Below are 24,584 nucleotides of genomic sequence, written 5' to 3' on the forward strand. Positions count from 1 at the left end.
AAATCCATAGAGTATAAATCCAATGGAATATTCAATGAAAACCGGTCCGAAGGGAGTGGACCGGTAATTTCAGAAGCTAGTATAGCGTAAGGTACTGTAAAGCCGCCAGAGGGCGGCGATTATCCTTGTGGCGGCAGGCAAACGCCAATCCCGCCAATGCCACAATATCCATAAGGATTTTTATGCAGATATTGCTGGTGATCGTCCTCGGCATAGTAGAAAGGCGTTGCCGTAGTGATTTCCGTGGTAATGGTGCGCTCGTCGCCTGCGGCGGTCATAGCTGCCTGAAAACGCTCAAGGCTGGCCTGTGCGGCAGCGGTTTGTTCCGGCGTTAACGGGTAAATGGCGGAGCGATACTGCGTACCCTGGTCGTTCCCCTGACGCATGCCCTGCGCCGGATCGTGATTTTCCCAGAACACCTGCAGCAGTTGTTCGTAGCTGATAACATGCGGGTCATAGACGATGCGTACCGCTTCGGCATGCCCGGTGTCGCCAGAACACACTTCCCGATAGGTTGGGTTTGGGGTGTAGCCGCCGGTGTATCCGGCTGCCGTGCTGTATACACCGGGTAATGACCAGAATAAACGCTCAACGCCCCAGAAACATCCCATGGCGAAATAAGCGGTCTCCATACCGTCGGGCACGTTGGTCATCGAATGTTGGTTAACCGCATGCAGCGTTGCCACTGGCATCGGGGTGTTGCGTCCAGGTAGCGCATCTGCTTGAGTAACAAGATGCTTTCTATCAAATAAACTCATGGCCGTTCTCCCGAAATCAGTCATTTGGGTTAAGGTTGTAACGAGACGCGTCTTTGCCCACAATAAACGGCGTGAATACGTCTAGAGTTAAACATAAGAAATATTTGGGTTGTCGTCTGTTTTTCAACTCTTATTGTTGATTTTTTGTTAAGCCGAGGAACGGCATAGTATTTTTTTCCAGGGGTGGGAAAAAAGGATATTCAGGAGAAAATGTGCCACATATCCGTCAGTTATGTTGGGTGGGATTACTGTGCTTAAGTGGCTCCGCCGCCGCCGCGAATGTTCGCTTACAGGTCGAAGGATTATCAGGACCGCTGGAGAAAAACGTCCGTGCGCAGCTGTCCACGATTCAAAGTGATGAAGTCACTCCAGACCGACGCTTTCGTGCGCGCGTTGATGATGCCATCCGCGAAGGGCTAAAAGCGCTGGGCTACTTTGAGCCGACTATTGATTTTGAACTACGTCCACCGCCGGCGAAAGGCCGCCAGGTGCTGATCGCCAAAGTGACCCCCGGCGAGCCGGTGCTGATTGGTGGCACCGAGGTGATTTTGCGTGGTGGCGCGCGTACGGATAAGGATTATCTGGATCTGTTGAAAACGCGCCCGGCAATCGGCACCGTGCTGAATCAGGGGGACTATGACAACTTCAAAAAGTCACTCACCAGCGTGGCGCTGCGCAAAGGTTATTTCGACAGTGAATTTAATAAAAGCCAGCTTGGAATAGCGCTTGAGCGCCGCCAGGCGTTCTGGGATATCGATTACAACAGCGGCGAACGCTATCGCTTTGGGCATGTCACCTTTGAAGGCTCGCAAATTCGCGATGAGTATCTGCAAAATCTGGTGCCCTTTAAAGAAGGTGAAGAGTACGAGTCGAAAGATCTGGGCGAACTGAACCGTCGTCTGTCGGCGACCGGATGGTTTAACTCCGTGGTCGTCGCGCCGGAGTTTGATAAAGCCCGCAAAACCAAAGTGCTGCCGCTGAAAGGCGTGGTCTCACCGCGCACCGAAAACACCATCGAAACCGGGGTCGGTTATTCAACTGATGTTGGACCACGGGTGAAGACCTCGTGGAAAAAGCCGTGGATGAACTCCTACGGCCACAGCCTGACGACCAGCGCCAGTATCTCGGCACCAGAGCAGGTGCTTGATTTCAGCTATAAAATGCCGCTGTTAAAGAACCCGCTGGAACAGTATTACCTGGTACAGGGCGGCTTTAAGCGAACCGATTTAAACGACACCGAGCAGGACTCCACGACGCTTGCGGTTTCCCGCTACTGGGACCTCTCCAGCGGCTGGCAGCGCGCGATTAACCTGCGCTGGAGCCTCGACCACTTTACCCAGGGTAACGTCACCAACACCACTATGCTGCTCTATCCGGGCGTGATGATCAGCCGGACGCGTTCACGCGGCGGCTTGATGCCTGTCTGGGGCGACTCTCAGCGTTATTCTATTGATTACTCCAACACCGCCTGGGGGTCAGATGTTGATTTCTCCGTTTTCCAGGCGCAAAACGTCTGGATCCGTACGCTGTACGATCGCCATCGCTTTGTGATGCGCGGCAACCTCGGCTGGATTGAGACCGGAGACTTCGACAAAGTACCGCCGGACCTGCGTTTCTTCGCCGGGGGCGATCGCAGTATTCGCGGCTATAAATACAAATCTATTTCGCCGGAAGGTAGCGACGGCAAGCTGAAAGGGGCCTCCAAGCTGGCAACTGGCTCGCTGGAATACCAATACAACGTGACCGGTAAATGGTGGGGCGCGATGTTTGTCGATAGCGGTGAAGCGGTCAGCGATATTCGCCGAAGCGATTTCAAAACCGGTGCCGGGGTCGGCGTACGCTGGCAATCACCAGTGGGGCCTATCAAGCTCGACTTTGCCGTCCCGGTCGGCGACAAAGATGAACATGGTTTACAGTTTTACATCGGTCTGGGGCCTGAATTATGAGTTTATGGAAGAAGATAAGCCTCGGCGTGCTGATTTTTATCCTGCTGTTGTTAGGCACGGTGGCGTTCCTCGTCGGTACCACCTCGGGCCTGCATCTGATCTTCAAAGCCGCTAATCGTTGGGTTCCGGGGCTGGAGATTGGTCAGGTCACCGGTGGCTGGCGGGATTTATCACTGAAAAATATTCGTTATGACCAGCCTGGCGTGGCGGTGAATGCTGGCGAAGTACACCTGGCCGTGGGGCTTAACTGCCTGTGGAACAGCAGTCTGTGCGTCAACGATCTGTCGCTGAAAAATATCAATGTGGCGATCGACAGCAAAAAGATGCCGCCATCCGCGCCGGTTGAGGAAGAAGAGAGCGGTCCGCTTAATCTTTCCACGCCTTACCCCATCACGCTTTCGCGCGTGGCGCTGAACAACATCAATATCAAAATCGATGACACCACGGTTTCGGTGCTGGATTTTACCTCCGGCCTGAACTGGCAGGAAAAAACGCTGACGTTGAAGCCAACGTCATTACAGGGGCTACTGATTGCTCTGCCCAAAGTGGCCGAAGTGGCGCAGGAAGAGGTTGTCGAACCGAAGATTCAAAACCCGCAGCCGGATGAAAAGCCGCTCGGCGAAACGCTAAAAGATCTGTTCTCACAGCCGGTGCTGCCGGAAATGACCGATGTCCATCTGCCGCTCAATCTCAATATTGAAGAGTTTCGCGGCGAGCAACTGCGCGTGACCGGAGATACGGATTTAACGGTCCATAGCATGCTGCTAAAAGTGAGCAGCATTGACGGCAACATGAAGCTCGACGCGCTGGACATCGACTCGAATCAGGGAACGGTAAAAGCCAGCGGCACAGCGCAACTGACCAACACGTGGCCGGTTGATATTACGTTAAACAGTACGCTAAACATTGACCCGTTAAAAGGCGAAAAGGTGAAGCTGAAGGTCGGCGGCGCGCTGCGCGAGCAGCTGGAAGTCGGCGTCAATCTGTCTGGTCCGGTGGATATGGACCTGCGTGCACAGACGCGTCTGGCTGAAGCCGGATTACCGCTCAACATTGAGGTGGTGAGTAAGCAGGTTTACTGGCCGTTTACCGGTGAGAAACAGTTCCAGGCCGATGACATCAAACTCAAACTGACCGGTAAGATGACCGACTATACGCTGTCGATGCGTACCGCCGTGAAAGGTCAGGATATTCCACCGGCTACCATCACGCTGGACGCCAAAGGCAACGAACAGCAGATCAATCTCGACAAACTCAGCGTTGCGGCACTGGAAGGGAAAACCGAGCTGAAAGCGCTGGTGGACTGGCAGCAGGCGATCAGCTGGCGCGGGGAGCTAACGCTGGATGGCATCAACACCGCAAAAGCGATCCCGGACTGGCCGTCAAAACTGAATGGCCTGGTGAAAACGCGCGGCAGTCTGTACGGCGGAAGCTGGCAGATGGAGGTTCCCGAGCTGAAGCTGACCGGCAACGTGAAGCAGAACAAGGTCAATGTGAACGGTTCGCTGAAAGGGAACAGCTACCTGCAGTGGACGATCCCGGGCCTGCATCTGGAACTGGGACGCAACAGTGCGGACGTAAAAGGTGAACTGGGGGTTAAAGACCTCAACCTCGACGCGACGATTGATGCCCCAAGCCTGGATAACGCGCTGCCGGGGCTGGGCGGTACGGCGAAAGGGCTGGTAAAAGTTCGCGGTACGGTTGAAGCACCACAGCTGCTGGCGGATATTACCGCCCGTGGTCTGCGCTGGCAGGAACTTTCCGTTGCTCAGGTACGTGTTGAAGGGGATGTGAAATCGGCCGAGCAAATTGCCGGTAATCTTAATGTTCGCGTAGAGCGGATTGTACAACCTGACGTGAATATTGGCCTGGTGACGCTCAACGCCAAAGGCAGTGAAAAGCAGCACGAGCTGCAGTTGCGCATTCAGGGTGAACCGGTTTCCGGGCAACTGGATCTTGCCGGGAGCTTTGATCGCAAAGAACAGCGCTGGAAAGGAGAGTTAAGCAATACCCGCTTCCAGACGCCGGTTGGTCCGTGGTCGCTCAACCGGGCTATCGCGCTGGATTACCGTAATCAGGAACAAAAAATTAGTATCGGACCGCACTGCTGGAACAACCCGAATGCGGAGCTGTGCGTACCACAGACGATTGATGCGGGTGCGGAAGGGCGCGCGGTGGTGAATCTAAACCGCTTCGACCTGGCGATGCTAAAACCGTTTATGCCGGAGACAACCCAGGCCAGCGGCGTGTTCACCGGTAAAGCCGATGTGAGTTGGGACACCACCAAAGAGGGGCTGCCACAGGGGCAGGTCACCCTGAGCGGACGTAACGTGAAGGTCACGCAAAGCGTGAATGATGCGCCGCTCCCCGTGGCGTTTGAAACGTTGAATCTGACCGCCGACCTGCACAATAACCGTGCCGAGCTGGGCTGGCTGATTCGTCTGACCAACAACGGACAGTTTGACGGACAGGTGCAGGTAACAGACCCGCAAGGGCGCCGTAATCTGGGCGGTAACGTCAATATTCGCAACTTCAATCTGGCGATGGTGAACCCCATCTTCTCGCGCGGTGAAAAAGCGGCAGGGATGATCAACGCCAACCTGCGGCTGGGCGGCGATGTGCAAAGCCCGCAGTTGCTCGGACAGCTGCAACTGAGCGGTCTGGATATAGACGGTAACTTTATGCCGTTTGACATGCAGCCAAGCCAGTTAGCCGTTAACTTCACCGGAACACGCTCAACGCTGGCGGGCGTGGTGCGTACGCAGCAGGGAGAAATTAACCTGAGCGGCGATGCCGACTGGAGTCAGATAGACAACTGGCGGGCGCGGGTCGCGGCTAAAGGCAGCAGGGTACGTATTACCGTGCCGCCGATGGTTCGCCTGGATGTCTCGCCGGACGTGGTCTTTGAAGCCACGCCAAGCCTGTTCACCCTCGATGGCAACGTGGATGTGCCGTGGGCGCGTATCGTGGTACATGACCTGCCGGAAAGCGCGGTTGGGGTTTCCAGCGACATGGTCATGCTTAACAACAATCTGCAGCCCGAGAAACCGCAGACCGCCGGCATTCCGATCAACAGCAACCTGAATATCCACGTCGGTAACAACGTGCGTCTTGACGCCTTTGGTCTGAAAGCGCGTCTGACGGGCGATCTGAAAGTGGTGCAGGATAAGCAGGGGCTGGGGCTGAACGGACAAATTAATATTCCGAGCGGTCGCTTCCATGCCTATGGTCAGGATCTGATTGTGCGTAAGGGCGAGCTGTTGTTCTCCGGTCCGCCGGATCAGCCGTTGCTCAACATCGAAGCGATTCGTAACCCGGATGCCACCGAAGACGACGTGATCGCTGGCGTTCGCGTCACTGGTACCGCCGATGAACCGAAGGCGGAGATCTTCTCTGACCCGGCAATGTCGCAGCAAATGGCGCTTTCCTACCTGCTACGCGGACAAGGGCTGGATAGCGAGCAGAGCGATAGCGCAGCGATGACCTCAATGCTTATTGGTCTGGGGGTTGCACAAAGTGGTCAGGTTGTGGGTAAAATCGGGGAGACATTTGGCGTAAGCAATCTGGCACTGGACACGCAAGGGGTGGGCGACTCATCTCAGGTGGTTGTCAGCGGATACGTACTGCCAGGTCTGCAGGTGAAATATGGTGTGGGTATATTTGACTCCTTAGCGACACTCACGCTACGTTATCGTCTGATGCCTAAGCTATATCTGGAAGCAGTGTCTGGCGTAGATCAGGCACTTGATTTGCTCTATCAGTTCGAGTTTTAGCAATGCGAATATTTGTCTACGGCAGTTTACGAACCAAACAAGGCAACAGCCACTGGATGACCAATGCCCTGTTGCTGGGAAATTTCAGTATCGATAACTACCAGTTGTACAGCCTGGGCCACTATCCAGGCGCCGTTCCGGGAAATGGAACAGTACACGGGGAAGTTTATCGTATTGATAACGCCACGCTGGCAGAGCTTGACGCTCTGCGTACCCGCGGCGGTGAATACGCACGCCAGTTAATTCAAACGCCGTACGGAAGTGCATGGATGTACGTGTACCAACGTCCGGTTGATGGCTTAACGCTGATTGAAAGCGGTAACTGGTTAGACAGAGACCAGTACTGATGTGAACACGCCACCTTCGGGTGGCGTTGTTTTATGTGCCTGTTGCACTTGTATCAGGGCACAAAAAAGCCCCGACATGCGGGGCTAAGCATCAAAAGTAAAACTTACTTCTTCGCGCGCTCGAAGGAAGCAACGATTTCAGCTTTAGCGGCTTCAGCGTTGTCCCAACCGTCAACTTTTACCCATTTGCCAGCTTCGAGATCTTTGTAGTGTTCGAAGAAATGGGTGATCTGCGCTTTCAGCAGTTCCGGCAGGTCGGTCACATCTTTGATGTGATCGTATTCTTTGCTCAGCTTGGTGTGCGGTACCGCAACCAGTTTCGCATCTTCACCGGATTCGTCGGTCATTTTCAGTACGCCAACCGGACGGCAACGGATCACTGAACCTGGCTCCAGCGGGTACGGAGTCGGGACCAGAACGTCTACCGGGTCACCATCCAGAGACAGGGTGTGGTTGATGTAACCGTAGTTGCACGGATAGAACATCGCGGTGGACATGAAGCGGTCAACGAACAGGGCGCCGCTCTCTTTGTCAACTTCGTATTTGATCGGATCTGCGTTAGCAGGGATCTCGATAACAACGTAGATATCTTCCGGCAGGTCTTTACCGGCAGGGACGTTGAGTAAGCTCATGTCTGTTTCCTTTAAATAAGCTATGGCAAACAAGTGGCGGGTATTATAGCCAACTCGCGCGGAATGTCTCCGCTTGTTTTCGCTTTCTCTGCGTGCATTTTCTTCTTTTCACCTCTCTCTCGTGACAGAAAAGTCCATATCTTCAGCCGCATTTTTCATAGCGAGATGAAAGCGATTACAAAGTTGTGATTAACGTTTTATTTACTTTTTTGAAGTGTGATGTAACGCAATCCGTTACATGCTCAATTGTCTATAGTTTTTTCGCAACGGTTAATTAACCAACAATAATCACCCTACGAGGACGCACTTATGTGGAAGCGCTTACTTTTAGTCACAGCAGTTTCGGCAGCCATGTCGTCTATGGCAATGGCAGCCCCTTTAACCGTAGGATTTTCGCAGGTTGGCTCTGAATCCGGCTGGCGCGCAGCAGAAACCAACGTCGCGAAAAGCGAGGCCGAAAAGCGGGGAATTACGCTGAAAATCGCTGATGGCCAACAAAAGCAGGAAAACCAGATTAAAGCAGTTCGCTCATTTGTTGCGCAGGGCGTCGACGCCATCTTTATTGCGCCGGTCGTGGCAACAGGTTGGGAGCCGGTTTTAAAAGAAGCGAAAGATGCCGACATTCCGGTCTTTTTGCTTGATCGTTCCATCGATGTAAAAGACAAATCTCTCTATATGACCACTGTCACCGCCGACAACGTGCTGGAAGGCAAATTGATCGGCGACTGGCTGATTAAACAAGTGGACGGCAAGCCGTGTAACGTCGTTGAGCTGCAAGGGACCGTCGGGGCCAGCGTGGCGATCGATCGTAAAAAAGGCTTTGCTGAAGCCATCGCCAGTGCGCCAAACATCAAAATTATCCGTTCTCAGTCCGGTGACTTCACCCGCAGTAAAGGGAAAGAAGTGATGGAGAGCTTTATCAAAGCAGAAAACAACGGCAAGAACATCTGCATGGTTTACGCCCACAACGATGACATGGTGATCGGTGCTATCCAGGCGATCAAAGAAGCGGGCCTGAAACCCGGCAAAGATATTCTCACCGGTTCTATCGACGGCGTACCGGATATCTACAAAGCGATGATTGACGGTGAAGCCAACGCCAGCGTCGAACTGACGCCGAATATGGCCGGTCCGGCATTCGACGCGCTGGAGAAATTCAAAAAAGACGGCACGATGCCTGAGAAGCTGACCATTACCAAGTCGATCCTTTATCTGCCGGATACGGCGAAAGAAGAGTTAGAGAAGAAGAAAAACATGGGCTACTAAGCCTTCATGAAAATGCCGGGGGGCTGCGCTTGCCCGGCCTACATTACGCTCTTTTGTAGGCCGGATAAGCGTAGCGCCATCCGGCGTGATGCAGGGGGAATCATGACCACCGACCAACATCAGGAAATCCTCCGCACCGAAGGATTAAGCAAATTCTTTCCCGGCGTCAAAGCGTTGGATAACGTAGATTTCAGCTTGCGTCGCGGTGAAATTATGGCGCTGCTGGGGGAAAACGGAGCCGGCAAATCGACGCTCATCAAAGCGCTGACCGGCGTTTACCATGCAGATCGCGGCACTATCTGGCTCGAAGGCCAACCGATCTCCCCCAAAAACACCGCCCATGCCCAGCAACTGGGGATTGGCACCGTGTACCAGGAAGTGAACCTGCTGCCCAATATGTCGGTTGCCGATAACTTATTTATTGGCCGTGAGCCGCGGCGTTTTGGCCTGCTTCAGCGCAAGCAGATGGAAAAACGCGCGACGGAGCTGATGGCGTCATACGGTTTTTCCCTTGACGTGCGTGAGCCGCTGAACCGCTTTTCCGTGGCGATGCAACAAATCGTCGCCATCTGTCGGGCGATCGATCTCTCCGCGAAAGTGCTGATCCTCGATGAGCCGACCGCCAGCCTCGATACCCAGGAAGTTGAAATGCTGTTCGGCCTGATGCGTCATCTGCGCGATCGGGGCGTCAGCCTGATCTTCGTCACTCATTTCCTCGATCAGGTTTATCAGGTCAGCGATCGCATCACCGTTCTGCGTAACGGCGGCTTCGTTGGCTGCCGTGAAACCCGGGAATTACCGCAAATTGAACTGGTCAAAATGATGCTGGGTCGCGAACTGGATACCCATGCGCTACAGCGTGCGGGCCGCACATTGCTTAGCGATAAGCCGGTGGCGGCCTTTAGCGACTTTGGCAAAAAAGGCACCATCGCGCCGTTTGATCTACAGGTGCGTCCCGGTGAGATCGTCGGTCTCGCAGGACTGCTGGGATCCGGGCGAACGGAAACGGCAGAGGTGATCTTCGGTATTAAACCCGCCGACAGCGGAAGTGCGCTGATCAAAGGCAAACCGCAGACCTTGCGATCGCCGCATCAGGCTTCGTGTCTGGGAATCGGTTTCTGTCCGGAGGATCGCAAAACGGATGGCATTATTGCCGCCGCTTCGGTGCGGGAAAACATCATTCTGGCATTGCAGGCGCAGCGCGGCTGGCTGCGGCCTATCCCACGGAAAGAACAAAACGAGATTGCCGAGCGTTTTATCCGCCAGCTCGGAATTCGCACCCCCAACGCTGAACAGCCGATCGAGTTTCTCTCCGGCGGCAATCAGCAAAAAGTATTGCTCTCGCGCTGGTTACTGACCAAACCGCAATTCCTGATCCTCGATGAACCCACGCGTGGGATCGACGTCGGCGCACATGCCGAGATCATCCGCCTGATCGAAACGCTGTGCGCGGATGGTCTGGCGCTGCTGGTCATTTCATCCGAACTGGAAGAGTTAGTGGGCTATGCCGATCGGGTCATTATTATGCGCGATCGCAAACAAGTGGCCGAGATCCCACTGGCTGAACTGTCCGTACCGGCGATCATGAACGCCATTGCGGCCTAAGGAGACTATGGTGATGCCTCAATCTCTCCCTCAATCCAATCCGCCTAAACGGCGGTTCCGTTGGCCAAAGGGGATGCCACAACTGGTGGCGTTACTGCTGGTGCTGCTGGTGGATAGCCTGGTCGCCCCGCACTTCTACCAGGTGATTTTGCAGGATGGTCGGCTGTTTGGTAGCCCGATTGATATTCTCAACCGCGCCGCTCCCGTGGCGCTGTTGGCGATTGGTATGACGCTGGTGATTGCCACCGGCGGCATCGACCTTTCCGTGGGTGCCGTCATGGCTATTGCTGGCGCCACTACTGCGGCGATGACGGTGGCCGGGCACAGTCTACCGGTGGTGCTGCTTGCCGCCTTAGGTTCCGGCATTCTGGCTGGGCTGTGGAATGGGATTCTGGTGGCCATACTCAAGATCCAACCGTTTGTTGCCACGCTAATCCTGATGGTGGCCGGGCGTGGAGTGGCGCAGCTTATCACTTCCGGGCAAATCGTCACTTTCAACTCGCCCGAGCTGTCGTGGTTTGGTAGCGGCTCGCTCTTACTGTTCCCTACGCCGGTAATTATTGCACTGCTCACGCTGGTGGTGTTCTGGCTGCTGACGCGGAAAACGGCGCTGGGTATGTTTATCGAAGCGGTGGGTATCAACATTCGTGCGGCAAAAAACGCTGGGGTGAACACCCGCATTATCGTGATGCTCACCTATGTGCTGAGCGGCCTGTGCGCGGCTATCGCTGGCATTATCGTCACGGCGGATATCCGCGGGGCAGACGCCAATAACGCCGGATTATGGCTGGAACTGGATGCCATCCTGGCGGTAGTCATCGGTGGTGGCTCGCTAATGGGCGGGCGCTTTAACCTGCTGCTGTCGGTGGTAGGCGCGTTGATTATTCAGGGCATGAACACCGGGATTTTGCTGTCGGGCTTCCAGCCGGAACTGAATCAGGTGGTCAAAGCCGTGGTGGTGTTGTGTGTGCTGGTCGTGCAGTCACAACGCTTTATCAGCCTGATAAAAGGAGTGCGTGGTCATGATAAAACGTAATTTACCGCTGATGATCACCCTCGGCGTGTTTGTGCTGGGCTACCTTTACTGCCTGACGCAGTTTCCAGCTTTTGCTTCCACCCGGGTGATTTGCAATATCCTGACCGATAACGCTTTTTTAGGGATTATCGCCGTGGGCATGACCTTCGTGATCCTCTCTGGCGGGATCGACCTTTCCGTTGGCTCGGTGATCGCGTTTACCGGCGTATTTTTGGCGAAGGCCATTGGCTATTGGGGTATTTCCCCGCTGCTGGCGTTCCCCCTGATTTTGCTGATGGGCTGCGCGTTTGGCGCATTTATGGGGTTACTGATTGATGCGCTGAAGATCCCGGCATTCATTATTACGCTGGCGGGAATGTTTTTCCTGCGCGGCGTCAGCTATCTGGTCTCTGAAGAGTCGATCCCAATTAACCATCCGATTTATGACACGCTCTCCAGTCTGGCATGGAAAATTCCTGGCGGCGGTCGCCTGAGCGCGATGGGGTTGTTAATGCTGGGCGTGGTGGTGATTGGCATTTTCCTTGCGCACCGTACGCGCTTTGGTAATCAGGTTTACGCCATTGGCGGCAACGCCACCTCTGCTAACCTGATGGGCATTTCTACTCGCAGCACAACGATCCGCATTTATATGCTGTCTACCGGGCTGGCGACGCTTGCCGGCATTGTGTTTTCCATTTACACCCAGGCGGGTTATGCGCTAGCGGGCGTTGGCGTTGAACTGGATGCGATTGCCTCAGTGGTGATTGGCGGAACGCTGCTAAGCGGCGGCGTGGGAACGGTGTTGGGTACGCTATTTGGCGTGGCGATCCAAGGGCTGATCCAGACCTACATTAATTTTGATGGCACATTAAGTTCCTGGTGGACGAAGATCGCGATTGGCATTTTATTGTTTATTTTTATAGCGTTACAACGCGGCCTGACGGTGCTTTGGGAAAATCGTCAAAGCTCGCCGGTTACCCGAGTGGGTACGGCGGCAACACCAAAGTAACATCCTGATTTTGCACAAAACATTTAAATACCTAAACTTTTTCCGGTTGTAGTCGATAGGTTCTGTACAGGTCTGTTTTAACCCTACAACCGGAAATATAACGATGCCAAAATCCCTTTCAATTCGATCAAGTTTGTTGGTGTTATTGTCTTTGCTGACTTTCCTTCTGTTACTGACCGGTGGTATGGGGCTATATGCCTCTACGCGTGTCATTACCTCATTGATTTATCACGGTATTATGAGCGCTGCGATGTTGACTGCTATCGCATTGCTGGCGGTTATTTGGTTTATGCTGCGAAATAAGTTTCTCAAACCGCTGGATAATATGGTTGAGCAACTGGAACGTCTGGCGACGGGGGATTTATCACCGGTTACCACGCTGTCGGCCAGCGCTGAATTCAACCGACTGAACGCGGCAATGGATGACATGCGCCATGCACTGGGCGACTCGGTACAACGCGTACGCGATGCCAGTTCGCAAATTGATATTGGCAGTCGTGAACTGACGGCCGGGAACCAGCATCTGGCGCAACGCACTGAATCGACAGCCACTTCACTGGAGCAGACCGCCGCCAGCATGGAAGAACTCACGGCGACGGTGAAACAGAATGCACAGAACGCGGAACAGGCTCACCAACTGGCGAAATCGGTGTCGGATACCGCCGATCGCGGTAGCGAAATGGTGTGCTATGTGATCGAGAAAATGCGCGATATTTCCGGCAGCTCCAGCCGAATCGCCGACATCCTCAGCGTAATTGACGGTATTGCTTTCCAGACCAATATCCTGGCGCTCAACGCTTCCGTTGAAGCGGCGCGCGCCGGTGAGCAGGGGCGGGGCTTTGCGGTTGTTGCAGGTGAAGTACGTAATCTGGCCAGCCGCAGCGCCGAGGCGGCCAAAGAGATCCGTACGCTAATCAGCGATTCGCACACCCACGTAGGGGAAGGTAGCGAGCTGGCGCAGCAGGCGGGCGAAACCATGGATGAGATTGCCAATGAAGTCATGCGCATGACCAAACTGATGCGTGAAATTGCCAGTGCGTCCCAGGAACAGAGTCGCGGCATAGAGCAGGTGAATATTGCGGTGATTCAGATGGATGAAACGGCGCAGCAAAATGCGGCGCTGGTACAGCAGTCGTCAGCGGCTACCCGCTCGCTGGAAGAACAGTCTTCAGCGCTAATCGAAGCAATGGCCGTATTTAAGCTACAGACAGCCTAACCGTGCGTAGGCCGGATAAAGGCGTTTACGCCGCCATCCGGCAATATCACCGTATTGTGCCGGATGGCACTTCGCTTATCCGGCCTGCAACGTGCTGTAGGCCGGATGTTGCGCTTACGCGTCCGGGAACTCGCGGATAAAGCGTTCTACATCTTCAACCATATGGTCGTTACCCACGAAGAAGGAGCGGCGCTGGTGCAGGCTTTCCGGGATGATATCCAGAATACGATTTTTACCGTCGCTCGCCTTGCCGCCCGCTTGCTCGGCCAGCAGGGCCATTGGGTTGCATTCATACAGCAGACGCAGTTTCCCTTCCGGGTGGCTGGCGGTGCTTGGGTACAGGTAGATCCCGCCTTTCAGCAGATTGCGATGGAAGTCCGCAACCAGAGAGCCAATGTAGCGCGAGGTGTACGGGCGCTGGGTTGACTTATCTTCTTCCTGGCAGAATTTAATGTACTTCTTCACGCCGTTCGGGAATTTGATGTAGTTACCTTCGTTAATGGAGTACGTGCTGCCTTTCGCCGGGAAGCGCATACGTTCCTGGCTGAGGCAGAATACGCCCAGAGAAGGATCGTAGGTGAAGGCGTGCACGCCACAGCCGGTGGTGTACACCAGCATGGTGGAAGAACCATAAACCACGTAACCTGCAGCAACCTGCTTGTTGCCCGGTTGCAGGAAATCCTCTTCCGTGACCGGAGTACCGACTGGGGTTACGCGGCGGTAAATAGAGAAAATCGTACCGACAGAGACGTTAACATCGATGTTGGATGAGCCATCCAGCGGATCCATTAGCACAACGTATTTAGCGTGTTCACAGCCTTCAAAGACGACGATTTCATCTTCTTCTTCCGAGGCAATGCCCGCCACAATGTCGCGCGCCTTCAGTGCAGCTTTCAGTTTTTCGTTCGCGAACAGATCGAGTTTTTGCTGAACCTCTCCCTGCACGTTCTCAGCACCGCTGGCACCCAGGATATCGACCAGACCGGCCTTGTTGATATCGCGGTGGATGATCTTGGCGCCCAGCTTTATTGCCGACAACAAAGCAGTGAGTTCACCGGTAGCATGAGAAAACTCGTGCTGCTTTTCGACAATAAATTCACCTAACGTTTTCATAACACTTTCCCTGCAATTTATGTGGAGTAAAGCGACCGCAACAATATTAACAAATATTTCCATTGTTGCGCTTAGGTGAATCGCGCCAGCAAACTGCGGAATATCCTGAAATGCGTTTCTCACTTGCCGGACATGTGCGTAAAATGGCCCCCAGATTAAAAAAGGATAGTGACGTATGCGCATTCATATTTTGGGAATTTGTGGCACTTTCATGGGCGGTCTGGCGATGCTGGCGCGCTCGCTCGGTCATGAAGTAACCGGTTCGGACGCCAATGTGTATCCGCCGATGAGTACCTTACTTGAGAAGCAAGGCATTGATCTGATTCAGGGTTACGATGCCAGCCAGCTCGACCCGCAGCCGGACTTAGTGATCATCGGCAATGCCATGACCCGTGGTAATCCGTGCGTGGAAGCGGTTCTCGAGAAGAACATTCCGTACATGTCTGGCCCGCAGTGGCTACATGACTTTGTATTGCGCGACCGCTGGGTACTGGCGGTTGCGGGTACGCACGGCAAAACCACCACCGCCGGAATGGCGACCTGGATCCTCGAAGCCTGCGGCTATAAGCCTGGCTTTGTGATCGGCGGCGTACCGGGTAACTTCGAGGTTTCTGCGCGTCTGGGCGAAAGCGACTTCTTCGTGATTGAAGCGGATGAGTACGACTGCGCGTTCTTCGACAAGCGTTCTAAATTCGTGCATTACTGCCCGCGTACGCTGATCCTCAACAACCTTGAGTTTGATCACGCGGACATCTTTGACGATTTGAAAGCGATCCAGAAACAGTTCCACCATCTGGTGCGTATCGTGCCGGGCCAGGGACGCATCATCTACCCGGAAAACGACATCAATCTGAAACAAACGATGACGATGGGCTGCTGGAGCGAACAAGAGCTGGTGGGCGAACAAGGTCACTGGCAGGCGAAAAAACTGACCACCGATGCTTCTGAGTGGGAAGTATGGCTGGACGGTGAAAAAGTCGGCGAAGTGAAGTGGGGCCTGGTGGGCGAGCACAATATGCATAACGGTCTGATGGCGATTGCGGCTGCGCGCCATGTGGGTGTCGTGCCTGCAGATGCAGCTAATGCGCTCGGTTCATTCATTAACGCCCGTCGTCGTCTTGAGCTGCGCGGTGAAGCCAATGGTGTGACGGTGTATGACGATTTTGCCCATCACCCGACGGCCATTCTGGCAACGCTTGCGGCGTTGCGCGGTAAAGTGGGCGGTACGGCGCGCATCATCGCAGTGCTGGAACCTCGCTCGAACACCATGAAAATGGGCCTGTGCAAAGACGATCTGGCGCCGTCGCTAGGCCGTGCGGACGAAGTGTTCCTGCTGCAACCTCCGCATATTCCGTGGCAGGTAGCCGAAGTCGCTGAAGCCTGCGTTCAGCCGGCACACTGGAGTGGCGATGTGGATGCCCTGGCAGATATGGTGGTGAAAACCGCGCAGCCAGGCGATCACATTCTGGTGATGAGCAACGGCGGATTTGGTGGTATTCATCAAAAACTGCTGGATGGTCTGGCGAAGAAAGCTCAGGCAGAAGCGGAAGAGTAAAAAAATGCCCGGTGGCGCTACGCTTACCGGGCCTACAACGTGTTAACGGATTGTAGGCCGGATAAGGTGATTGCACCGCCATCCGGCACTTTCGGCAGACGAAGAGGTTAGGCCTCGTTTTCCGCCAGTTCACGCAGATACTGGAAGATCTGGCGGGAAGATTTTGGCGGCTTGTTGCCCGCTTTTTCTTTCCTGGCATTACGTACCAGCGAACGCAGTTGCTGGCGGTCGGCGTCAGGCCACAGATTCATTACTTCTTCGATGGCTTCATCGCTACCGTCAACCATACGGTCACGCAGTTGCTCCAGCTTATGGAAGACAACGACCTGCTGGTTGTGACGATTTTTCAGCTTGTCCAGCGCCTGACGAATAGGATCAACATCGCGCTGGCGCAACATTTTGCCAATCAACTGCAGCTGGCGGCGGCGTCCTTCCATCTTAATACGCTGGGCCAGCTCAATGGCGGCACGTAAATCCGCATCAAGCGGGATCTTATCCAGCGCGTTTTTCCCCAGATCAACCAGTTCCGCACCCAGGCGTTTTAACTCCTCGGCATCGCGTTTAATTTCACTTTTACTGACCCAGATAATTTCATCGTCTTCGTCTTCGATGTCATCACCGGGAACGTCGTCGAGCCAGTCTTCGGGCTGCTTTGTCATTTCAGGCTCCTTAAAAAAAGAGGCTAATGTTACCAGTTAAGATGCGCACTGAAAAACGGTTCTCTGTTAGACTTCAGAGAAACTCTCTCTACATTATGGCATTTGCGATGAAAGTAATCTCACAAGTTGAAGCGCAGCGTAAGATTCTGGAAGAAGCAGTCTCGACGGCACTGGAATTAGCGTCAGGTAAGTCGGATGGCGCGGAAGTCGCTGTGAGCAAGACCACGGGTATTAGCGTCAGCACCCGTTATGGTGAAGTGGAGAACGTCGAATTCAATAGCGATGGTGCACTGGGGATTACGGTTTATCACCAGAACCGTAAGGGCAGCGCATCGTCCACCGATTTAAGCCCGCAGGCGATTGCACGCACCGTGCAGGCTGCGCTGGACATTGCACGTTACACTTCGCCGGATCCGTGCGCAGGCGTGGCAGATAAAGAACTGCTGGCCTTTGATGCGCCCGATCTGGACCTGTTCCACCCGGCGGAAGTTTCCCCTGATGAAGCCATCGAACTGGCCGCTCGTGCTGAACAGGCGGCGCTGCAGGCTGATAAGCGTATCACCAATACCGAAGGCGGCAGCTTTAACAGCCACTATGGCATCAAAGTGTTTGGTAACAGCCACGGCATGCTGCAGGGCTACTGCTCCACGCGTCATTCCCTTTCCAGCTGCGTGATCGCGGAAGAAAATGGTGATATGGAGCGTGATTACGCCTACACCATTGGCCGGGCGATGGGCGATCTGCAAACGCCGGAGTGGGTGGGGGCTGACTGTGCTCGCCGTACCTTATCACGCCTGTCTCCACGTAAGCTGTCCACCATGAAAGCGCCGGTGATTTTCGCCAACGAAGTTGCGACCGGACTGTTCGGACACCTGGTCGGCGCGATCGCCGGCGGTTCGGTGTACCGCAAATCCACCTTCCTGCTGGATTCGCTGGGCAAACAAATTCTGCCGGAATGGCTGACTATTGAAGAACATCCGCACCTGCTGAAGGGACTGGCGTCGTCGCCGTTCGACAGTGAAGGGGTACGGACTGAACGCCGTGACATCATTAAAGACGGCGTGCTGACTCAATGGCTGTTGACTAACTATTCCGCACGTAAGCTGGGCCTGAAGAGCACTGGGCATGCGGGCGGGATCCACAACTGGCGAATTCCGGGACAAGGTCTAAGCTTCGAGCAGTTGCTCAAAGAGATGGGCACAGGTCTTGTGGTTACCGAGCTGATGGGACAGGGCGTAAGCGGCATTACCGGCGATTACTCGCGCGGCGCGGCGGGCTTCTGGGTCGAAAATGGTGAAATTCAGTATCCGGTGAGTGAAATTACCATCGCCGGTAACTTAAAAGAGATGTGGCGCAATATTGTGACCGTGGGGAACGATATTGAAACGCGCAGTAATATCCAATGTGGTTCGGTATTGTTACCGGAGATGAAAATCGCCGGGCAGTAATACTCGTTAAGGCGTTAATTTTTAATAATAAAAAAGGAAGTGAGCAATGCGTAAACACCTGTTAGCGATCGTCGCGGCTTCAACGCTGGTTCTTGGTTCTTCTGCGTTTGCAGCCGATCTCGAAGATGACATGGGGATCCTCAACGACAACCTGAAAATTGTCGAAAAAACGGATAATGCGACTGAACTGAAAGACGCGTTAACCAAAATGCGTGCAGCCGCGCTGGACGCGCAAAAAGGTACGCCGCCGAAGCTGGAAAACAAATCCCCGGACAGCCCGGAGATGAAAGATTTCCGCCACGGCTTTGACACGCTGATCGGCCAGATTGACGGCGCGCTGAAGCTGGCGAACGAAGGTAAAGTTAAAGAGGCGAAAGCCGTTGCGGAAGAGCTGAAAACCACGCGCAACGAAAACCACAAGAAGTTCCGCTAATCTGCGCTACCCGGCCTGCATACCCGTAGGCCGGATAAAATCCCCCGCTACTACACGCCCATAAGTAAACGCTATCCCCATCACATTTTTTCATTTTTATCGTCCATTCATTGTTCGCACTTCCTTCCATTTTGCTGCCCACTCTTGCGATCTCAATCACATTCTTCCGGTGATAAATCGTGGTTCCAGCCCTTTTTGCGGCACAGATCACTATCGCTGCACACCTTTCCACTTCGAAGTGGAAAACAACTCGCTACAAACTTATAACCTCCGTCGCTAATTTACCCTCAGAGACATTAACGGGGTAAGACGAGTGAATAACGGAGCTGTAATGAATGACATGGGGGAATCGGTGGAACTGGCCGACCGCATGCTGGCGCAGGTGTATGCCTTGCTGCGTGAACGCAACATTATTCCCAACGCCGTACAGGAACAAATGCTGACGTCGCATGTTCGCGCCATGGCGCACCGCTCGGTAACGGGTGAACCCTTACCAGAAGTCGATGCCAGCTTGTTTGATGAAATATCTGCCGAGTCAATGGCGCTTGCCCGCGACGTGGTCGCCGAGTTTGGCAATCTTCCTGAGGAAGAGGCCTGGCTGCTGTCGGTGCACTTTGAAGTCGCGAAAGACAACCTTTAAGGAGAAAAAGATGGAACAGATTACCGTAGTGATTGGCGATCGTCTGGGTAAAGGCCAGAAAGTGGCGGCAGGCGTAGAGAAAGCGGGTGGCCGTGCCGTTGTGGTGCCGGGCGTTGCAGCAGATATGAAGCTGGGTGACGTGATGAAGGCGGAAAACGCCACCTTTGGTATCTCGTTTTGCGGCAGCGGTGGTGCGGGTGCGATTACTGCGCAGACCAAATACGGCTACAAGGCGAAATACGGCATGCGTTCGGTCGATGAAGGGGTAACCGCCATCAACGAAGGGTGCAACGTACTGGGATTCGGCTTTATGGACAAAGAAGAGCTCGGCGAGCGCCTGGTGCAGGCCTGGCAAAAGAAACACGGCGCTTAAGCATGAAAGAGCAATTCACCACCACGGTGAGAGTCACGGGTAAGGGCGAGACCAAAGCTCGCGCCTTTGCCGATGCCCTGAACCACGTTCAGGCTGCGGTGATGAAAGCGTCGCCGCATATCTTACTGCGTATTGAGCCACAGGATGTGCAGGTTGTTCAAGCGCGTGAATCGGTGCGTAAAGAGGCGTTTTTATTCCTCTTTTTGCGCCGGGAAAGACGCACTTTCAGCGTGGAGCTGGACGTGACCGTCAACGTGACTGCCATCAATCTCGACAAGGTGGATTTCGTTACGCAACGCTGATTTTCTATTAAAAGGCATAATTATGTTCCTGATAATATTAATAAAATCGCTCATCATCGGCGCGTTGGTTGGCGTTGGTGTCGGCGCTGGGGCTGCACGCATGTTTCATGCGCCTACCACTCAAGGGATGGGCGCGTTTCGTACTCTTGGAGAACTGAATTCCTGCGAAGGGGATCCGGCTTCTCACTTCTCGTTCGGTCTGGGCTTCTTCTTTAACGCCTGGGCTTCCTCCGTTGCGGCGGGGGCGTTCACTCAGGACGTCGACCATCGCATCATCCCCAACTGGGGGGCCGCCGCGCTGATGATTAAAAATCGCAACGTCGGTGAAACGCTGCACGATCCTAAGCGCATGGCAATTGCCTGCGGCGTTATCGGGATGATCGTGGTGACCTTCCTGAACCTCACTGCGTCATCCGTACCGGAAGCGCTGCAGGTTACCGCCGTCAAGGTGCTGGTGCCAGCGGCTAACCTGCTGGTTAACACCGTGATGCCGGTGATCTTCTGGCTGGCGGCGATCGACGCCGGTAAGAAATCCGGCTTCTGGGCCACCGTTTTTGGCGGCGCGGCGCAGCTGATCATGGGCAACGCCGTTCCGGGGCTGGTGCTCGGCATTCTGATCGGCAAAGGTGTTGAAGAAAGCGGCTGGAACCACGTCACGAAAGTGATGATGGTAGCTATCGTCGCGCTGTTTGTTCTGAGCGGCTTCTTCCGCGGTTTCGATATGAAGATGATCGAATCCTTCCATCTGACCGTGCCTAACTGGCTCGAACTTATCCACAACTCGCTCAGCGGCAAATAACGGAGGTCATCATGGAACAGAATAAAGGTTTTTGGTTCGCTGACTGGTCGTTCCCGATCTTCGTGGGCCTGCTCTCATCCGGCGTATTTGCCGGAACGCACATGTACTACCTGTACGGTATTGGCGCATTTAACGAAGTGGCTTTTGTGGCGATGCTGAAAGCTGGAATGGATACCGGCTCCTATGGGGCGGTGGCGGCATTTGGCGCAAGTTTCCTGTTTGCCCGCATCATTGAAGGTTCGCTGGTGGGGATTCTGGATATCGGCGGGGCGATTCAGACCGGGGTTGGGTTAGGCGTTCCGGCGCTGCTACTGGGCGCGGGCATTATCTTCCCGGTCGCCAACTTTGCCGCCTCGCTGGTCACCGGTCTGGTGATTGGTCTGGCGATTGGCTACATCATCATTCTGGCGCGTAAGTTCACCATCAACCAGAGCGACTCAACCTACGGTGCGGACGTCATGATGGGGGCCGGTAACGCCTCCGGCCGCTTCCTCGGACCGTTGATTATCCTCAGCGCGATGACGGCTTCTATTCCTATCGGAATCGGTTCTCTGGCGGGTGCGCTGCTGTTTTATCTGTGGCAAAAACCGATCACCGGCGGGGCGATCCTTGGGGCAATGATCCTCGGGTCCATCTTCCCGATTGCCATTAGCTAACTGTTGATTTGCAGGCCGGATAAGGCGGTTACGCCGCCATCCGGCATAGGAGAGAGCGATGTTTGATTTACTCCTGCGCCGTGCGCGCCTCGTTGACGATACGGTGAGTGATATTGCGCTCAAAGACGGCAAGATCGCGGCGTTGGGCGACGTTGATGGCCCGGCGCTGAAAACCATTGAGCTGGGCGGCGAGTGCTACGTCAGCGCAGGCTGGATTGACTCCCACGTTCATTGCTACCCGAAATCCCCGATTTACCACGACCAGCCGGATAGCGTCGGTATTGCGACCGGCGTCACTACCGTGGTGGATGCGGGCAGTACCGGGGCGGATGACATCGACGATTTTTACACCCTGACCCGGGAAGCTGCCACCGAGGTGTATGCGTTGCTGAATATCTCCCGCGTTGGGCTTATCGCCCAGAACGAGCTGGCCAACATGGCCAATATTGACGCTGATGCGGTGCGAGAGGCGGTGAAACGCCACCCTGATTTTATCGTCGGTCTGAAGGCACGCATGAGTAGCAGCGTAGTCGGTGAAAATGGCATCACGCCGCTGGATCGCGCCAAAGCGATGCAAAAAGAGAGCGGCGACCTGCCGCTGATGGTGCACATCGGCAACAACCCGCCGGACCTGGATGAGATCGCCGAGCGCCTGAGCGCGGGTGACATCATTACCCACTGCTACAACGGTAAGCCGAACCGCATTCTGACGCCGCAAGGCGAGCTGCGGGCGTCAGTGACGCGGGCGATTTCACGCGGCGTGCGTCTGGACGTTGGGCATGGCACCGCCAGCCTGAGCTTTGCGGTGGCAAAACGCGCTATTGAACTGGGGATTTTGCCACACACCATCAGTTCCGATATTTACTGTCGCAACCGTATCAGCGGCCCGGTGCATTCTCTGGCGAATGTGATGTCGAAATTTCTCGCCATTGGGATGTCGCTTCCGCAGGTCATTGAGTGCGTTACCGCCAATGCTGCCGACGGCCTGCGCCTGAAACAGAAGGGGCGACTGCAGGTCGGTCTGGATGCTGATTTAACCCTCTTTACGCTTAAGCGCCAGCCAACCGTGCTGGTAGATGCAGAAAACGACAGCCTGCAGGCTGAACAACTGCTGGTGCCGCTTGCCGCAATACGTGCGGGCAAGGGCTATATGACCGAACAAGGGAGCGCGGAACATGCCTTCGATTTTTGAGAAATACGATTTAAAACAGGTGATTAATACCTCCGGCCGCATGACGGCGCTTGGCGTTTCCACGCCGCGACCAGAAGTGGTTGAAGCGGCGATGGCGGGGATGAACCACTATTTCGAGATGAAAGATCTTGTCAATAAAACCGGCGACTACATCGCGAAATTGCTGGAAGTGGAAGGGGCAACCGTTGTCTCTTGCGCCTCGGCGGGGATCGCCCTGTCGGTGGCTGGCGTATTGGTTAAAGACAGCGACTGGCTGCTGGAGAACCTGCACGTCACGCCCATCGAGAACAACGAAATCGTGCTGCCCAGAGGCCACAACGTCAACTTTGGCGCTCCGGTGGGTACCATGGTGGCGCTTGGCGGCGGTAAGTTAGTGGAAGCCGGTTATGCCAACGAATGTTCCGCGGCGCAGCTGGCTGCGGCCATTACACCGCGTACGGCGGCCATTCTGTATATCAAATCTCACCACTGCGTCCAGAAAAGTATGCTCAGCGTGGAGCAGGCTGCGGTGGTGGCGCGTACGCATAACCTGCCGCTGATCGTGGACGCGGCGGCGGAAGAAGATTTGCAATGCTACTACCGGGTTGGCGCAGATCTGGTTATTTATAGCGGCGCGAAGGCGATTGAAGGACCAACCAGCGGTCTGGTGATAGGTAAAACCCAGTACGTTGAGTGGGTGAAACGCCAGACGGCGGGAATTGGCCGGGCGATGAAGGTGGGGAAAGAGGGAATTCTTGGCCTAACCTGCGCCATCGAACTGTATCTGAACGCGCAGAAAGAGAGTGGCGCGGAGATGGTCGAGAAAATGACGCCGTTCATTAATGCGTTGAACCAGCTTAACGGCGTGAGCGCGCGCGTGGTGTGGGATAGCGCAGGGCGCGACATCGCACGCACGGAAATTAAGTTTGATGAAGCGGTAACCGGGATCGCCACGGGCGAACTGGTTGAAGCCCTGAAACAAGGCGAGTACGCGATTTACTTCCGTGGTTACAAAGCTAACGAAGGCATTATCGAAGCCGATGTGCGCAGCGTCGATCGTGCGCAGCTGGAGATTGTGGCCCGTCGAATTGGTGAAGTGATTTCGCAGGAGAAAGAAGTATGAAACTGACCCCTAACTTTTATCGCGACCGCGTCTGCCTGAACGTGCTGGCAGGCTCCAAAGAAAATGCGCGGGATATTTACGCGGCGGCGGAAGGACACGTGCTGGTTGGTGTGTTGTCAAAAAATTACCCGGATGTCGCAAGCGCAGTAGCGGATATGCGTGAATACGCAGCGCTTATCGACAATGCGCTCTCCGTGGGATTGGGGGCAGGCGACCCAAACCAGTCGGCGATGGTCAGTGAAATTTCCCGTCAGGTACAGCCGCAGCATGTTAATCAGGTCTTTACCGGTGTGGCCACCAGTCGCGCGCTGCTGGGCCAGCAGGATACAGTAGTCAACGGTCTGGTCTCGCCAACCGGCATGCCGGGCAGGGTGAAAATCTCCACCGGTCCGCTGAGCAGCCAGACGCCGGACGGTATTGTGCCGGTAGAAACCGCGATTGCGTTGCTCAAAGATATGGGCGGTAGCTCGATTAAATACTTCCCGATGGGCGGCCTGAAATGCCGTGAAGAGTACATTGCCGTAGCGCAGGCATGCGCCCGTCATGACTTCTGGCTGGAGCCAACCGGCGGTATCGACCTGGATAATTTCACTGAAATCCTGCAGATTGCCCTCGATGCCGGAGTGAGTAAAATCATTCCTCACATCTATAGTTCGATTATTGATAAGGTGAGTGGTAACACTCGTCCGGATGACGTACGCCAGCTGATGGCGATGACCCGGGCCTGCGTAGGCTAACTGACTGA

23 protein-coding genes are annotated in these 24,584 nt (G+C 54.7%); 19 read left to right on the plus strand and 4 right to left on the minus strand.

Annotated elements, in window-relative coordinates; translation table 11 throughout:
* Positions 1–119: 119 nt before the first annotated feature.
* Positions 120–758, minus strand: coding sequence for a peptide-methionine (S)-S-oxide reductase MsrA (msrA, locus tag OGV85_RS04300; protein ID WP_003025715.1), 639 nt, complete (start codon positions 756–758; stop codon positions 120–122).
* Between the two features lie 212 nt (positions 759–970).
* Here msrA and tamA point away from each other — a divergent pair, with 212 nt between their 5' ends.
* Genes tamA through OGV85_RS04315 form a run of 3 tightly spaced genes read left to right on the plus strand, consistent with a single transcriptional unit; the run spans position 971 to position 6,824 of the window.
* Positions 971–2,704, plus strand: a complete 1,734-nt coding sequence (tamA, locus tag OGV85_RS04305) for an autotransporter assembly complex protein TamA (protein ID WP_003025718.1) — start codon at positions 971–973, stop codon at positions 2,702–2,704.
* Positions 2,701–6,477, plus strand: a complete 3,777-nt coding sequence (gene tamB, locus OGV85_RS04310; RefSeq protein WP_061547575.1) for an autotransporter assembly complex protein TamB — start codon at positions 2,701–2,703, stop codon at positions 6,475–6,477. Before tamA ends, tamB begins: the two co-directional genes overlap by 4 nt.
* Positions 6,478–6,479: 2 nt before the next feature.
* On the plus strand, positions 6,480–6,824 hold the full coding sequence (locus OGV85_RS04315; protein ID WP_003025723.1) for a gamma-glutamylcyclotransferase family protein: 345 nt from the start codon (positions 6,480–6,482) through the stop codon (positions 6,822–6,824).
* 104 nt (positions 6,825–6,928) lie between these two features.
* Here OGV85_RS04315 and ppa read toward each other — a convergent pair whose 3' ends face one another.
* Complete coding sequence (ppa, locus tag OGV85_RS04320) at positions 6,929–7,456, minus strand: inorganic diphosphatase (RefSeq protein ID WP_003025726.1); 528 nt, start codon at positions 7,454–7,456, stop codon at positions 6,929–6,931.
* A 309-nt stretch (positions 7,457–7,765) separates the two neighbouring features.
* Between ppa and ytfQ the strand changes: the two genes are divergently transcribed.
* The 5 genes from ytfQ (at position 7,766) to OGV85_RS04345 (ending at position 13,567) form a co-directional block, all read left to right on the plus strand.
* Positions 7,766–8,722: a galactofuranose ABC transporter substrate-binding protein YtfQ gene (ytfQ, locus tag OGV85_RS04325; RefSeq protein WP_003025728.1), complete on the plus strand. Its 957-nt coding sequence runs from the start codon at positions 7,766–7,768 to the stop codon at positions 8,720–8,722.
* 102 nt (positions 8,723–8,824) lie between these two features.
* Positions 8,825–10,327, plus strand: coding sequence for a galactofuranose ABC transporter, ATP-binding protein YtfR (gene ytfR, locus OGV85_RS04330; protein ID WP_016149467.1), 1,503 nt, complete (start codon positions 8,825–8,827; stop codon positions 10,325–10,327).
* 13 nt (positions 10,328–10,340) lie between these two features.
* Complete coding sequence (gene ytfT, locus OGV85_RS04335; protein WP_008323019.1) at positions 10,341–11,363, plus strand: galactofuranose ABC transporter, ATP-binding protein YtfT; 1,023 nt, start codon at positions 10,341–10,343, stop codon at positions 11,361–11,363.
* Positions 11,350–12,351 carry a galactofuranose ABC transporter, permease protein YjfF gene (gene yjfF / locus OGV85_RS04340; RefSeq protein WP_003025736.1) on the plus strand — a complete coding sequence of 334 codons (1,002 nt, stop codon included), beginning with the start codon at positions 11,350–11,352 and terminating at the stop codon, positions 12,349–12,351. The genes ytfT and yjfF overlap by 14 nt, the downstream gene beginning before the upstream one ends.
* Positions 12,352–12,454: 103 nt before the next feature.
* Complete coding sequence (locus tag OGV85_RS04345; protein WP_003025738.1) at positions 12,455–13,567, plus strand: methyl-accepting chemotaxis protein; 1,113 nt, start codon at positions 12,455–12,457, stop codon at positions 13,565–13,567.
* Between the two features lie 114 nt (positions 13,568–13,681).
* On the opposite strand, the gene fbp is transcribed toward OGV85_RS04345, so the two are convergent.
* Positions 13,682–14,680, minus strand: a complete 999-nt coding sequence (gene fbp / locus OGV85_RS04350) for a class 1 fructose-bisphosphatase (RefSeq protein ID WP_003025742.1) — start codon at positions 14,678–14,680, stop codon at positions 13,682–13,684.
* A 175-nt stretch (positions 14,681–14,855) separates the two neighbouring features.
* Here fbp and mpl point away from each other — a divergent pair, with 175 nt between their 5' ends.
* Positions 14,856–16,235, plus strand: a complete 1,380-nt coding sequence (gene mpl / locus OGV85_RS04355; protein ID WP_061547574.1) for a UDP-N-acetylmuramate:L-alanyl-gamma-D-glutamyl-meso-diaminopimelate ligase — start codon at positions 14,856–14,858, stop codon at positions 16,233–16,235.
* 107 nt (positions 16,236–16,342) lie between these two features.
* Here the strand turns inward: mpl and yjgA are convergent, their stop codons facing one another.
* The gene (yjgA, locus tag OGV85_RS04360; RefSeq protein WP_003025750.1) at positions 16,343–16,894 is read right to left on the minus strand and encodes a ribosome biogenesis factor YjgA; all 552 of its coding nucleotides are present in this window, start codon (positions 16,892–16,894) and stop codon (positions 16,343–16,345) included.
* A gap of 95 nt (positions 16,895–16,989) precedes the next feature.
* Here yjgA and pmbA point away from each other — a divergent pair, with 95 nt between their 5' ends.
* The 10 genes from pmbA to dagF all read left to right on the plus strand — a co-directional run bounded on the left by pmbA (position 16,990) and on the right by dagF (position 24,576).
* Positions 16,990–18,342: a metalloprotease PmbA gene (gene pmbA / locus OGV85_RS04365; RefSeq protein WP_003830385.1), complete on the plus strand. Its 1,353-nt coding sequence runs from the start codon at positions 16,990–16,992 to the stop codon at positions 18,340–18,342.
* A 46-nt stretch (positions 18,343–18,388) separates the two neighbouring features.
* Entirely contained in the window at positions 18,389–18,775 is a 387-nt protein-coding gene (cybC, locus tag OGV85_RS04370; protein WP_003025756.1) for a cytochrome b562, read from the plus strand.
* Between the two features lie 331 nt (positions 18,776–19,106).
* Positions 19,107–19,415, plus strand: coding sequence for a glycine dehydrogenase (locus tag OGV85_RS04375; protein WP_003025758.1), 309 nt, complete (start codon positions 19,107–19,109; stop codon positions 19,413–19,415).
* A 10-nt stretch (positions 19,416–19,425) separates the two neighbouring features.
* Entirely contained in the window at positions 19,426–19,788 is a 363-nt protein-coding gene (locus OGV85_RS04380) for an SFCGS family glycine-rich protein (RefSeq protein WP_003830384.1), read from the plus strand.
* Between the two features lie 2 nt (positions 19,789–19,790).
* Entirely contained in the window at positions 19,791–20,090 is a 300-nt protein-coding gene (locus tag OGV85_RS04385) for a DUF4312 family protein (RefSeq protein ID WP_003025762.1), read from the plus strand.
* 22 nt (positions 20,091–20,112) lie between these two features.
* Positions 20,113–20,889 (plus strand): DUF4311 domain-containing protein, encoded by a 777-nt coding sequence (locus OGV85_RS04390; protein ID WP_003025764.1) that lies wholly within the window; start codon positions 20,113–20,115, stop codon positions 20,887–20,889.
* An 11-nt stretch (positions 20,890–20,900) separates the two neighbouring features.
* Positions 20,901–21,545, plus strand: a complete 645-nt coding sequence (locus OGV85_RS04395) for a DUF4310 family protein (protein WP_003830379.1) — start codon at positions 20,901–20,903, stop codon at positions 21,543–21,545.
* 58 nt (positions 21,546–21,603) lie between these two features.
* Positions 21,604–22,737, plus strand: a complete 1,134-nt coding sequence (locus OGV85_RS04400) for an amidohydrolase/deacetylase family metallohydrolase (RefSeq protein WP_003025769.1) — start codon at positions 21,604–21,606, stop codon at positions 22,735–22,737.
* Positions 22,721–23,839 (plus strand): DgaE family pyridoxal phosphate-dependent ammonia lyase, encoded by a 1,119-nt coding sequence (locus OGV85_RS04405; protein WP_003025770.1) that lies wholly within the window; start codon positions 22,721–22,723, stop codon positions 23,837–23,839. The genes OGV85_RS04400 and OGV85_RS04405 overlap by 17 nt, the downstream gene beginning before the upstream one ends.
* Positions 23,836–24,576 carry a 2-dehydro-3-deoxy-phosphogluconate aldolase gene (gene dagF / locus OGV85_RS04410; protein ID WP_003025772.1) on the plus strand — a complete coding sequence of 247 codons (741 nt, stop codon included), beginning with the start codon at positions 23,836–23,838 and terminating at the stop codon, positions 24,574–24,576. Before OGV85_RS04405 ends, dagF begins: the two co-directional genes overlap by 4 nt.
* Positions 24,577–24,584: the final 8 nt, after the last annotated feature.

The organism is Citrobacter sp. Cf132, from assembly GCF_030333885.1.
Lineage (GTDB): Bacteria > Pseudomonadota > Gammaproteobacteria > Enterobacterales > Enterobacteriaceae > Citrobacter > Citrobacter freundii.

Excerpts from the sequence above, each read along its gene's own strand:
- msrA (WP_003025715.1), bottom strand. The coding sequence starts at position 758 with ATGAGTTTATTTGATAGAAAGCATCTTGTTACTCAAGCAGATGCGCTA.
- tamB (WP_061547575.1), top strand. The coding sequence starts at position 2,701 with ATGAGTTTATGGAAGAAGATAAGCCTCGGCGTGCTGATTTTTATCCTG.
- OGV85_RS04315 (WP_003025723.1), top strand. The coding sequence starts at position 6,480 with ATGCGAATATTTGTCTACGGCAGTTTACGAACCAAACAAGGCAACAGC.
- ppa (WP_003025726.1), bottom strand. The coding sequence starts at position 7,456 with ATGAGCTTACTCAACGTCCCTGCCGGTAAAGACCTGCCGGAAGATATC.
- ytfQ (WP_003025728.1), top strand. The coding sequence starts at position 7,766 with ATGTGGAAGCGCTTACTTTTAGTCACAGCAGTTTCGGCAGCCATGTCG.
- ytfR (WP_016149467.1), top strand. The coding sequence starts at position 8,825 with ATGACCACCGACCAACATCAGGAAATCCTCCGCACCGAAGGATTAAGC.
- ytfT (WP_008323019.1), top strand. The coding sequence starts at position 10,341 with ATGCCTCAATCTCTCCCTCAATCCAATCCGCCTAAACGGCGGTTCCGT.
- yjfF (WP_003025736.1), top strand. The coding sequence starts at position 11,350 with ATGATAAAACGTAATTTACCGCTGATGATCACCCTCGGCGTGTTTGTG.
- OGV85_RS04345 (WP_003025738.1), top strand. The coding sequence starts at position 12,455 with ATGCCAAAATCCCTTTCAATTCGATCAAGTTTGTTGGTGTTATTGTCT.
- fbp (WP_003025742.1), bottom strand. The coding sequence starts at position 14,680 with ATGAAAACGTTAGGTGAATTTATTGTCGAAAAGCAGCACGAGTTTTCT.
- mpl (WP_061547574.1), top strand. The coding sequence starts at position 14,856 with ATGCGCATTCATATTTTGGGAATTTGTGGCACTTTCATGGGCGGTCTG.
- yjgA (WP_003025750.1), bottom strand. The coding sequence starts at position 16,894 with ATGACAAAGCAGCCCGAAGACTGGCTCGACGACGTTCCCGGTGATGAC.
- pmbA (WP_003830385.1), top strand. The coding sequence starts at position 16,990 with ATGGCATTTGCGATGAAAGTAATCTCACAAGTTGAAGCGCAGCGTAAG.
- cybC (WP_003025756.1), top strand. The coding sequence starts at position 18,389 with ATGCGTAAACACCTGTTAGCGATCGTCGCGGCTTCAACGCTGGTTCTT.
- OGV85_RS04375 (WP_003025758.1), top strand. The coding sequence starts at position 19,107 with ATGAATGACATGGGGGAATCGGTGGAACTGGCCGACCGCATGCTGGCG.
- OGV85_RS04380 (WP_003830384.1), top strand. The coding sequence starts at position 19,426 with ATGGAACAGATTACCGTAGTGATTGGCGATCGTCTGGGTAAAGGCCAG.
- OGV85_RS04385 (WP_003025762.1), top strand. The coding sequence starts at position 19,791 with ATGAAAGAGCAATTCACCACCACGGTGAGAGTCACGGGTAAGGGCGAG.
- OGV85_RS04390 (WP_003025764.1), top strand. The coding sequence starts at position 20,113 with ATGTTCCTGATAATATTAATAAAATCGCTCATCATCGGCGCGTTGGTT.
- OGV85_RS04395 (WP_003830379.1), top strand. The coding sequence starts at position 20,901 with ATGGAACAGAATAAAGGTTTTTGGTTCGCTGACTGGTCGTTCCCGATC.
- OGV85_RS04400 (WP_003025769.1), top strand. The coding sequence starts at position 21,604 with ATGTTTGATTTACTCCTGCGCCGTGCGCGCCTCGTTGACGATACGGTG.
- OGV85_RS04405 (WP_003025770.1), top strand. The coding sequence starts at position 22,721 with ATGCCTTCGATTTTTGAGAAATACGATTTAAAACAGGTGATTAATACC.
- dagF (WP_003025772.1), top strand. The coding sequence starts at position 23,836 with ATGAAACTGACCCCTAACTTTTATCGCGACCGCGTCTGCCTGAACGTG.